The sequence below is a fragment of the Caulobacter sp. CCUG 60055 genome, assembly GCF_022750545.1.
In the GTDB taxonomy this organism is placed as follows: Bacteria; Pseudomonadota; Alphaproteobacteria; order Caulobacterales; family Caulobacteraceae; genus PUIC01.
The window spans coordinates 147,520-158,516 of sequence record NZ_PUIC01000005.1 but is presented as its reverse complement, the minus strand read 5'-3'; the positions used below and the strand labels follow the sequence as shown (position 1 = coordinate 158,516).

The window sequence follows — 10,997 nt, the reverse complement described above, 5'->3', positions numbered from 1 at the left end:
TCCGGCCGGCCTCAGGCGAGGGCGCCGCGGATGAACCGCTCGGCCGCGTCGGCGACCTGCACGGCCAGGGCCGGCTCGACGCAGCGGCCGTCGTCGCCGCGGGCGTGGTGCAGCCGGTGGGCGCCGAAGATCCCCGCCGTCCGCGCATAGCCCGCCGCCAGGATGTCGGCCGCCTCGCCGGCCGCCCCCGCCGCCGCCGGGTAGGCCGCCTCGAGCCCGGCCAGCCCGGCGAAGGCCGCGCGCGCCAGGGGGACCAGTCCCTCGGTCGCGACCAGAAACCGCTGCGGGTCGGCGCTGGGCAGCGGCGCGAGGTTTCCGCCGGCTTCGTGCCAGTCGCGGGCCGCGACATTGGCCCCGAGGTGCAGCCACAGGGCGGTCTCGGCCGGGCGCGGCGCGCCGTCGCGCAGGAACGCCTTGCCGCCGGCGCTCTCGTACTCGTGGCCGCTGGTGCAGACGAAGGCGACGTCGATGGCCGGCGGGCGCTCGGCCAGCCGTTCGGCCAGCGACAGCCACACCGCCAGTCCTGGCCCGCGCTCGCCCATGCAGCCGAACCAGCCCGACCTCGGCGTCGACACCACCAGGCTGCGCTCGCCGCCCGGTCCCATGCGGCCGATCAGGTTGAAGCTTTGCCGTCGCCCGCCGCGCCCCAGCAGGGTCAGGGCCGCGCTCGCCCCGCGTCGCGCCGCGCTGATGAACGGGGCCGCCTCGCGCGGAGCCAGGATGGCGGTCGGCAGGGCGGCGGCCCCTGAGGACGGCGCGTTCAGCGCCAGGGCCTCGCCCGACGGGCCGACGGTGACCAGCACCGCGCCGCGCGCGCCGGCGGCGGCTGCTGCGGCCAGAGGACCGGCGACCGCCGGCTGCTCGACCGACGACCAGCGGCCGTGCGGCAGGACGATCAGGGCGATGGCCCCGGCGACGTTGGCGGGACGGTCGGCGTCGAACAGGCGCAGGGGCGCGGTCAGGCCGGCGCGGCTGGTCTGGACCGCCGGGGCCTGGACCAGCACCTCGGCGGCGTGGCCCTCGATCGCCAGGCTGGCGTCGGCGGTCTCGAACCAGGGGGTCTCGATAAGCTGGCGGCGCACGGCGTAGCCGAGACCCCGCAGCACCTCCTCCAGCCACGCGCCGCACGCCAGGTCGCCCTCGCCGCCCGAGGCCTTGCCGCCGAACGATTCATAACGTTCCAGCCAGGCGCGGGCCTGGCCGATGGGGTCGTGGGGAGGGGTCATGCCGCCGGCTCGTCTGGCTTGGAAGGGGCGCAACGGATCATGCCGCAAACAGAAAGGCCAGCCCTTGCGGGCTGGCCTTTCGTCGGTTCCGGCTCCCGGCGTCCTGGGACGCCGGGAAGGAAGGGAAGGGACGTCAGAAGCTCTTGCGGACGCTGACGTACCAGTAGCGCGAATAGGGCTGATAAAGCGTGCCCAGATAGCCGTTGCCCGAGCTGTAGGACAGCGGCGGCTTCTCGTCGGTGACGTTCTTCACGCCGACGCGCACCCGGGTCTTGTCGGTCCACCAGCCGCCGTCCACGAACTCGTAGTCCGCATAGAGGTTGGCGGTGAGCTGGGAGTCGATCAGCCAGGGGTTGCCGTTGGCGTCGAGCAGCGTGTTCTCGTCGACGTCGCCGATGTACTGGGTGAACGCGCCGACCGTGACCTGCTTGTAGCGCCAGGTCGCTGCCGCCGACCACTTCCATTCCGGCTTGCCGCCCTGGCGGATCAGGTCGCCGTTGCCGGTGATGGTGGTGCCCGGATTGATGACGCCCGACGCGCGGGCGGCCAGCAGGGCGGCGATGCCGGCCGAGGGCTGCTGGTAGAACTTCAGCAGGTGGGCGGCGTTGAAGTTGAAGTCGAAGTCGCCATAGCGGGTGCCGTGTAGGCGCCACATGACGCCGATGTCGAGGCCGCGCGCTTCCTGCGGCTGCAGGTTGACGTACTGGTCCTTGACGTACTGCACCTGACCGACCGGCGCGATGCCGGTGCCGGCGAAGGCGGCGATGTCGGCCGGCGTCGGCGCGGCGCGGATCACGTTCGGGTTGGTCTGGCCCTGCATCCGCAGCAGGTAGTCCAGCGTCAGGGCGTTGCCCTCGCCGAAGATGCCGATGATGCCTTCCTGCTTGATGCGCCAGTAGTCGAGCGTGAAGGTGAACCGGCCGTACTCCGACGGGATGAAGCGCGGTTCGAGCACCAGGCCGCCGCCGAAGGATTCCGATTCCTCGGGCTTCAGGTCGGGGTTGCCGGCGCGCTGGGCCTGGGTGGCGCCGCGGCGCGTACAGTCGGCGAAGCTCTTGATCCGGCCCGAGTTCAGGTCCGCCTGGCAGTAGATCCAGTCGGTCCGGGTGTTCGAGCGCGTCACCAGGGTGGCGTTGATCTGCTCCAGGTTCGGCGGACGGAAGCCCTGGGCCCACGAGCCGCGCAGGCGCACGCCCTCGATGATGTCCCAGGCCAGGGCGATCTTGGGCTTGGCCACGTCGCCGACGTCGCTGTAGCTCTCGTAGCGGCCGGCCACCTGGGCTTCCAGGTTATGGACGAACGGGATGTTCATCTCCGGCGAGACCAGCGGCACGGCGAACTCGACATAGGCCGAGCTGACGTTGCGCGAACCCTTGGTGTCGGGGCTCGGGCTGACGCCGATCAGGTCCGAACCGTAGTTCACGCCGGTGATCGGGTTGGTGAAGGTGATCGTGCCGTCGACGCGGGCGTCGCGGTCGTCCTTCTGGGTCTCGCGGCGATACTCGACGCCGGCGGCCACGCCCAGGTCGCCCGCGGGCAGGCGGTAGAGGTCAGGGCGCGAGACCTTGAAGTCCCACATGGCCAGGGTGCTGGTGCTCTTGCGCACGGCCTTGACGCGGATGGCGTTGATCGCCGCCGCGCTGCTCGGCGTGGTGTCGCCGAAGCTGGGCCGGTTGGGGTCGCCGCCGTTGAAGGGGTTGTAGGCATCGGGGGTCGACAGGGCGAGCTGCTTCTGCAGGGCCGTGGCGCTGATGCCGTCGGAGACGTCCTCGACCTCGGCTTCCGAATAGAGCAGGCCGCTGTCCCAGTTGAAGCCCCACTTCTTGCCCTTGAGGCCGGCGAGGACGCGGTACTGGCTGTTCTCGACGTCGATGCTCTGCGGGCCGGCGTCGGCGAAGGCGTAGCCGGTCATGGTCAGGTTCAGGCCGCCGGCCGGGGCGTTGACGCCCGACAGGCGGTTGGGGCTGCCGGTCGCGCCGAAGGGGTTCCAGTAGTTGGAGCCCGGCACGGTGATCCCCTGGGCGGTGGTCATGTAGACCGGGGTCTGAACCGAGTGGCTCTTGGCGTGGTAGTAGCCGACCTCGCCATAGGCGGTGACCTCGTCCGTGACGTCGTAGTGGCCGGTCAGGAACAGGTTCTCGCGGGTGATCGCCGGCATGACATAGGTGCCGTCGCCCGACGAGTCGTAGCGCAGGTAGCGGTCGACGCCGGAATAGGCGGCGGCCGACGGGTTGATGCAGATGCCGCCGCCCAGGTCGGCGGCGCAGCCGGCCGCGCTCGAGGGCTGGATGTGCAGCTGGCCCTTGTTGGTCAGCGACACGCCGTTGCGGGTGACGTTGACGCTGCCCTGGGTGGTCAGGTTGGCCCACGGGGTGGTGGCGTTGCGGCCGTCGACCCCGCCGGCGCCGTCGAACGCCGTGCCGGCGAACAGCGGACGCTTGTCGGCCGAGGCGGTGTAGTCCTGGTCGGACGCGCGCAGGCCGGTGCGGTCGTCATAGTTGAACTGCGCCGAGATGTTGCCGCGGCCGTCCGAGAAGTTGTGGCCCAGCTGGGCGTTGAACTCGAACTCCTTCAGGTGGGTGCCCTCGGCCCCGCCGTACTGGGCCTCCAGCGTCACGCCGTTGAAGTTGTCGCGGGTCACGGTGTTGACCACGCCGGCCACGGCGTCGGCGCCGTAGATGGCCGCGGCGCCGTCGCGCAGCACTTCGATCCGCTTGAGGCCGAAGGTCGGGATGGCGTTGGTGTTGTAGGTGACGACCGGCACCAGGAACTCGTTGGCCTGGCTGGTCGGGTGGGCGACGACCCGGCGGCCGTTGAGCAGCACCAGGGTGTTGCCGACGCCGAGGTTGCGCAGGTTGACCGAGCCGACGTCGCCGCGGGCGCTGTTCGAGCTGTTGGCCAGGTAGCCGCTGTTGAAGGTGACGTCGCCCATCTGCGGGATCGAGCGGAACAGGTCGTCGCCCGACACGGCGGCGACGGCGTCCATCTGCTTCTGGTCGACGACGGTCACCGGCAGGGCGGCCGTGACCTTGGCGCCTTCGATGCGGGTGCCGGTGACGACGATCTCCTCGATGGCGACGGGCGCGTCGGCGGCGCCGCCGGTCGCCGCGCCCTGCGCCCAGGCCTGGCCGCTCGCCGCCCCGGCGCACAGCGCCGAGGTCGCCAGCATGGCCGCTCGAAGTCGAGCCCTGTTGTTCATAAAGGTCTACCCCCTCAGATGGTTGAGCCGCGGCTGAAAGAGCCGTCCGGCTGTTCGGGGGTAAGACGGAAGCCGGCCCGGCCCCCTCATCGAAAGGAAGCCGGGCCGGGCGCATGCGCGATCAGGTGTCGCCGCGGCGCCACAGAAGCGTGTCGGTGGCGTCGCCCTGAAATTCGCCGGTCAGTGGAATTTCGGTCAGTAGAATTCGACGTTGTCGATCTCGAACCACATCTTCTGGCCCGGGGCGCGGCCGCCGCCGAACTGGATCTCGACGAGGTCGTCGGCGGTCCAGGGGCCGGGAAGCTGGCGGAAGCCCGCCTCCTTCTTCAGCGCCGTGAACGGGATCTCGACCGTCTTCCAGGCCGGCCCGCCCGAGACCTCGGCCGTCCACAGGCCGGTCAGGCTGTTGACGCCGACCGTGTAGGCGCCGTCGCCGCGGATGTCGAAGCGCAGGCCGTGGAAGGCGCGGGCGTCGACCGGCTCGATCGAGCCGCGGCTGAGCGGCAGGATCACCCCGGCGTAGGCGTTGTTCTTGTAGGCCATCCGCGCGGCGACGCTGAGGGCGTGGTCGGCGGGGCCGCGGGGGATCACCGTGCTGATCTGCACGGTGCGGTCCAGGCCGCCGTCTGCGTTGTCGGTGCGCAGGGTGTCGAGGTTGGTGCGGCCGTCGGCCCGCTCGAAGTCGTCGATCCTGGCCTTGGCCGGCAGGGCGGGCATGGCCTTGGCGGCGTCGGCGGCGCGGCGCACGGCCCCGGGGCCGAACACCAGCCGGCCGTCGACGAACACGCGGTCGGTCTTGCGGATGTCGCCGATGCTCTCCCAGGGCCTGCCCTTGACCAGCACCAGGTCGGCGCGCTTGCCGACCTCGATCGAGCCGCGGTCGCCGAACTGGCCGAGGGCCTTGGCGCTGCCGGCGGAGCCCGCCGTCAGGGCCTCGGTCGGCGTCAGCCCCGCCCGCACCAGCAGCTCCAGCTCGCGCAGGGTCGAGGTCCCGTGCGGGGTGTCGGGCATGCCCGCGTCGGTGCCGAGCGCCACGACGACACCGGCGTCGTGCAGCGTCTTCACGTTGTGCAGGGCGTAGTCGAACTTGCGCAGGGCCTGGCGGACCTTGGGGTCGGCGGGATCGCCGGCCTTGCCGCCCTTGCCCGGCTCGTACACCGCCAGGGTGGGGGCGTAGAAGGTGCCGTTCGCCTTCATCCGCTCGACGACCTCCTGGTCGACCTCGCGGTTCTGCAGGCTGTGGGCGATGACGTCGACCTTGGCCTGGGCGGCCTCCTTGCCCTTGTCGATGGTGACGGTGTGGGTCAGGACCTTGAGGTCGTGCTTGTGGGCCTCGTCGACCAGGGCGGCCAGGGTCCAGGCGTCCATGCTGGTGTTGTCCGGCGCCGAGCCGTAGCGCCAGCCGTCGGTGAAGGCCTTGATGACGTCGGGCTTGTAGGCGGCCACGGCGCGGACCGCCGCCCGGGCGGCTTCCGGCGTATTGACCCACTTGGTGGTGGCGGTGTCGGCCCAGTCGGCGCCGTGGCCGCCCGGGGTGCTGATGCGGGCGGCGAAGTTGACGTGGGGTGTGTCGAGCGCGGCCAGCCAGCGGCGGCGCGGCTCGTAGGATTCCGGCGCGGCGTTGAAGTCGTTCACCGTGGTGACGCCGGCGGCCAGATAGGCGGCGGCGATGTCCGGGGTCAGGCGCGGGTCGCCGGCGGGGGTCCAGTGGGTGTGGACGTCGATCAGCCCCGGCAACAGGGCTTCGCCGTCGGCGCGGATGATCCTGGCCCCGCGCGGCGGCTTGACGTTCGGGCCGACGGCGGCGATGCGCCCATTCTTGATGACCACGGTGGCGATCCGCGGCGCGTTGCCGGCGGCGTCGAACACCGTGGCGCCGACGATGGCCGTGGCGTCCGGCTGGGTGGTCGCGGCGACGCCCGCCGCGCCGCCGACCCCGACCGCCGCGGCCAGGGCGCCCGCGGCGAACCACCGCCGGTTCAGGCCTGTTCGTGCTGTCCGCATCATCTCAATCCTCGCTCGGGCGTCGCCGCGCGTCGCCTTTCAGGGTTAAGACGCAGGTCTGGGGAGGGGCCTCAACGCCTTTGGATTCATTTCGAATTTGAAACATGGCTCGCCGCGCGCAAAGGCTGAGGGGCGATGCGCGGATACGTCGCTTGACGGCTGGGGGCGGAGATTGTTCAAGAAACGCTTGAGGCGCATGGCCCGCCGCGGCGTCTCTATCTCCGGGGGCGAGCGGTGTCGCGTCGCAGCGGCCTTGTGAAAATGGTGACCTGTCCATCCATGCGCACCCATGGCGAATCCCGCGAACGCCCTTCACCATGCCGGCGCGCGCCGCACCCTGGGGCGCGCTCGCCCGACCTGGCCTCCTGAAGCGCGGACCGATCATGCGCCAAGACATTTTCCGGCGGCCCGACCGCCCGCGCGGCGTTAGGCTGGGCCTGCGGCGCGCCGTCGCGCGACGGGTGCGAACCTGATGTCGATCGCTCTCAAGACCCTGACCTATGAGTGGCGCCGCTTCGCCCCGGCTGTGATCGCGGTCGGCTTTTCGGGCCTGCTGGTCCTGCTGCAGGCGGCGGTGATCCTCGGCATCTTCTCGCTGTCCAGCCTCTACGTCACCCGGTCCAGCGCCGACCTCTGGGTGGGCTTCCCAGGCGTGCAGAGCATCGACCTCGGCCGGCCGATCGCCGGCACGGCCGAGCTGTTCCTGCGGATGGACCCGCACGTCAAACGGGTCGAGCCGTTCGTGTGGGGCTCGGGCGAATGGCGCACCGGCTCGCGCGGCATGGTCAACGTCTACATCGTCGGCATCGACACCCATCCCGACGCCATGGTCCTGGCCGACGCCCTGTCGCCCGAACAGCGCCGCCTGCTGCTGCAGCCGGACGTGGTGCTGGCCGACACCGCCGATTTCCGCAAGCTGGGCGTCAAGGTCGGCGACGTGGTCGAGATCAACGGCCGGCAGGTCAAGGTCGTCGGCTCCACCCGCGGCCTGCGCGGCCTGGGCGGCGTCAACGTCATCACCTCGCTGGCCAACGCCCGCCGGCTGGACCCCAACGCTGGGCCGGGCGACGACGTGGCCTATTTCGTCGCCCAGGTCGACGATCCCCGCCGCGCCGCCGCGGTCGCCGACGAACTCAACGCCGTGGGCAAGCGGCGCGGCTTCGAGGCGATGACCGCCAAGCGTTTCGCCGACCGGACCACGCGCTACTGGCTGGCCGAGTCCGGCGCCGGCGTCGCCTTCGTGTTCGGCAGCGTGGTCGCCATCCTGGTGGCGGTGGTCATCACCAGCCAGACCCTGGCCGCCGCCGTGGCCGCCTCGCTCAAGGACTACGCCGCCCTGCGCGCCCTCGGCTTCTCGATGGGCGCGCTGCGCTCGATCGTCCTGGGCCAGACCCTGTGGATCGGCGTGGCCGGCGTCGGCGTCGCGGCGCTGCTCACCGTCGGCCTGATCGGCCTGGCCGGGTCGCAGGCCGTGCCCATCGTGCTGTCGCCGGCCATGATGGCCACGGCGGCGGTGCTCGTCATCCTGGTGGCTCTGCTCTCCGGCGTCTTCGCGCTTCGGCGCGTGGCCCAGGCCGATCCCGCCTCCCTCCTTCTGTGATCCTGGAAACGCTCATGCGCGCGCCTTCTCCCCGGTCGATCGTCCTTCGCGCCGCTCTGGTCGCGGGCCTGTCGACCGTCGCCCTGGCCGGTTGCGAACGGAGCCAGCCCCGGTCCGCGGCCCCTGCCGCCGCCGCCGTCCAGGCCGTCGCCAAGGGCGTGGTCGACGTCGAGGGCGGCCTGATCCGCATCACCGCGCCGCGCGACGGCGTGGTGGGCCAGGTCAAGGTCCATGAGGGCGACACCGTGGCCAAGGGGGCGGTTCTGGCCGTTCTCGACGAGGCCCAGGCCCGGCTGAACGCGGACGCCGCCGCCGCCGAAGAGGGCGACAAGCGCGCCCAGGCGGCGATCGCCGAGACCAAGGCCGCCGCCGCCGCCCGCGAGGCCGCCCGGCTGGCCCGCCTGTCCAAGGCCGACGCCGCCACCCGCCAGGACGCCGACCAGGCCCAGACCGCCGCCAAGATCGCCGCCGGCGAGCGCGACCAGGCCGCCGAGGCGGTCAAGGCCGCCGAGGTGCGCCGCAAGCTGGCCGCCCTCGACCTGGAGGCCCGCACCGTGCGCGCGCCGGCCGCCGGGGTGGTGCTGCGCCGTTTCGTCTCCGCCGGCGCCTCGGTGTCGACCTCGACGCCCACGCCGCTGTTCGCCATCGCCCCCGATGCGCCGCGCATCATCCGGGCCGAGCTGGACGAGGCCTTCGCCGACCGGGTCAAGCCGGGCATGGCGGCCTCGGTCACCCGCGAGTTCAACGAGCGTCGCACCTACAAGGCCAAGGTCCTGCGCGTCTCCGAGATGTTCGGCGCCGCCGCCCTCAACGACGAGCCCGGCTCGCGCGCCGACGCGCGGGTGCTGTCGGTGGTGCTCGAGGTCGAGCCGGCCGACGGCCTGCGCCTGGGGCAACGGGTGCTGGTGAGGTTCGAACCGTGAGGCTCCGCCACCGTCTGATCCCGGCGCTGCTGGCCCTGTCGATCCTGCCGGGCGGGTGCGCCTCCCTGAACAACGGTTCCGCCGCCAAGCGGACGCCCGCCATCGAGCGGCTGGTCCCCCAGGGCGAGCCGGTGTGGCGCGAGGATTTCGGCGACCCCGTGCTGGCCGACCTCCTGCGTCAGGCCGACCTGGCCTCGCTCGACGTCAAGATCGCCATGGCCCGCCTCGAACATGCGGCGGCCGACGTCAAGCTGGCCAAGTCGGGCCGCACGCCGCAGGTGACGGTCGGCGTCGAGGGCGCGGTCGGCGGCCGCGACTTCTCGTCGTCCACCTCCGGCATGGTTCCGCCGGTGAGCGCGATCTACGAGGTCGACCTGTGGGGGCGGCTGGCCAAGGCCCGCGCCGCCGCCCTGGCCGAGGAACGCGCCGCCGACCAGGACGTCCGCGCCGCCCGCCTGCTGGTCGGGGCCGAGACCGCCCGGGCCTATGTCGCCCTGCGCCTGGCCCAGACCCAGAAGGCGTCCGCCGAACAGCGCCTGGCCCTGGCGGTCCGCGCCGCCGATCTGGTCGGCCTTCAGGCGCGGGAGGGCGGCGTCCTGCCGACCGAGGTGGAGACCCGCCGCGCCGCCGTCGCCACCCAACAGGCCCAGGTCCGCGCCGCCCAGCGCGCCATCGACGAACAGCGCATCCGCCTCGGGGCCCTGCTGGGCCGCACCGAGCCGCTCGCCGAGCCGAAGCCGGCGCCGCTGGCGGCCGCGCCGGCCGTCGGCTTCGAGGTGTCGTCCGACCGGGTCTCGGCGCGTCCCGACGTCGCCGCCGCCCTGCAACGCCTGCAGGCGGCCGACGCCAAGCGGGCCGAGACCGTGGCGGCCTCGCGCCCGCGCTTCACCATCGGCGCCGCCCTCGGCTCGGCCGAGGCCGAGTTGCTGAACCTGCTCGACACCAAGTCGCTGGCCTGGGTGATCGGGGCCAACATCAGCCACAACCTGATCGACGGGGGCGCGGCCAAGGCGCGCATCCGCGGGGCGTCGGCCGACGCCGACCAGGCCGATCTCGCCTATCGCAAGGCGGTGGTGCAGGGCTGGGGCGAGATGCGCGCCGGCGTCATCGGCCTGCAGGCCGCCGCCGAGGCGGAAGCCGAGGCCCAGGCCGCCGACGCGCGCGCCGCGCGCGCGCTTTCTGTCGCCCAGGCGCGGCGCGAGGCCGGCTCGGCCGCGGGCCTCGACATGGCCGCCGTGCGCGACCAGGGCGTCCAGGCGGACGCGGCCGTGGCCGAGGCGGGGGCGGGGCGTCTGCGCGCCCGCATCGACGCGGCCCTGGCCTGCGGCGGGGCCTGCCGGTGAGCGTCAAGTCGGCCGCCATGACCCCGACCATCTCCGCACGGGGAATCGACAAGAGCTACGGCGACGGTCCCGACCGCGTCGTCGCCCTCAAGCCGGTGGACATCGACCTGTTCGCCGGCGAGATGGTGCTGATCACCGGGCCGTCCGGCTCGGGCAAGTCGACCCTTCTGTCGATCATCTCGGGCCTGCTGCGCCCAGACCACGGCAAGGTTCAGGTCCTGGGCGGCGACCTCGCCGGCCTGTCCCGCGCCGAGGGCGACCAGCTGCGCCTGGAGCATTTCGGCTTCATCTTCCAGGGCTTCCACCTGATCCCGGCCCTGACCGCCTCCGAGCAGGTCGAGATCGTCCTGCGCCGACTGGGGCTCGACAAGGAGGCCGCGCGCCGCCGCGCCGCCGAGACCCTGGGTTCGGTGGGCCTGGGCGGGCGCCTGAACAACCGCCCGGCCGAGATGTCGGGGGGCGAAAAGCAGCGCGTGGCCATCGCCCGCGCCCTGGCCAAGTCGCCGCAGCTGATCTTCGCCGACGAGCCGACCTCGGCCCTCGATTCCGAGAACGGCCGCCAGATCGCCTCGCTGCTGAAGAGCGCCGCCTCGGCCCAGGGGGCGACGGTGGTCTGCGTCACCCACGACATGCGGCTGGAGAACTACGCCACGCGCCTGCTGCACATGGAGGACGGCAAGTTCCGCGACTGACGGCGGCCTG

The 10,997-nt window shown here is 72.4% G+C and carries 7 protein-coding genes; 4 read left to right on the top strand and 3 right to left on the bottom strand.

Going from position 1 to position 10,997, the window contains the following annotated elements; genetic code table 11:
- Positions 1-11 precede the first annotated feature (11 nt).
- From C5708_RS09610 to C5708_RS09600, 3 genes are all read right to left on the bottom strand, one after another.
- The gene (locus C5708_RS09610; RefSeq protein ID WP_242920414.1) at positions 12-1,226 is read right to left on the bottom strand and encodes a hypothetical protein; all 1,215 of its coding nucleotides are present in this window, start codon (positions 1,224-1,226) and stop codon (positions 12-14) included.
- Between the two features lie 133 nt (positions 1,227-1,359).
- Entirely contained in the window at positions 1,360-4,395 is a 3,036-nt protein-coding gene (locus tag C5708_RS09605) for a TonB-dependent receptor (protein ID WP_242920412.1), read from the bottom strand.
- A 225-nt stretch (positions 4,396-4,620) separates the two neighbouring features.
- Positions 4,621-6,429, bottom strand: a complete 1,809-nt coding sequence (locus tag C5708_RS09600) for an amidohydrolase family protein (protein WP_242920410.1) — start codon at positions 6,427-6,429, stop codon at positions 4,621-4,623.
- A 472-nt stretch (positions 6,430-6,901) separates the two neighbouring features.
- On the opposite strand from C5708_RS09600, the gene C5708_RS09595 reads away from it, so the two are divergent.
- The 4 genes from C5708_RS09595 to C5708_RS09580 are packed head-to-tail and all read left to right on the top strand — an operon-like array spanning position 6,902 to position 10,987.
- Positions 6,902-8,029, top strand: a complete 1,128-nt coding sequence (locus tag C5708_RS09595; protein WP_242920408.1) for an FtsX-like permease family protein — start codon at positions 6,902-6,904, stop codon at positions 8,027-8,029.
- A gap of 14 nt (positions 8,030-8,043) precedes the next feature.
- The gene (locus C5708_RS09590; RefSeq protein ID WP_242920406.1) at positions 8,044-8,952 is read left to right on the top strand and encodes an HlyD family efflux transporter periplasmic adaptor subunit; all 909 of its coding nucleotides are present in this window, start codon (positions 8,044-8,046) and stop codon (positions 8,950-8,952) included.
- A complete protein-coding gene (locus C5708_RS09585; protein ID WP_242920404.1) occupies positions 8,949-10,295 on the top strand; it encodes a TolC family protein in 1,347 nt (448 codons plus the stop codon). Before C5708_RS09590 ends, C5708_RS09585 begins: the two co-directional genes overlap by 4 nt.
- Complete coding sequence (locus C5708_RS09580) at positions 10,292-10,987, top strand: ABC transporter ATP-binding protein (protein ID WP_242920402.1); 696 nt, start codon at positions 10,292-10,294, stop codon at positions 10,985-10,987. Before C5708_RS09585 ends, C5708_RS09580 begins: the two co-directional genes overlap by 4 nt.
- Positions 10,988-10,997 lie beyond the last annotated feature (10 nt).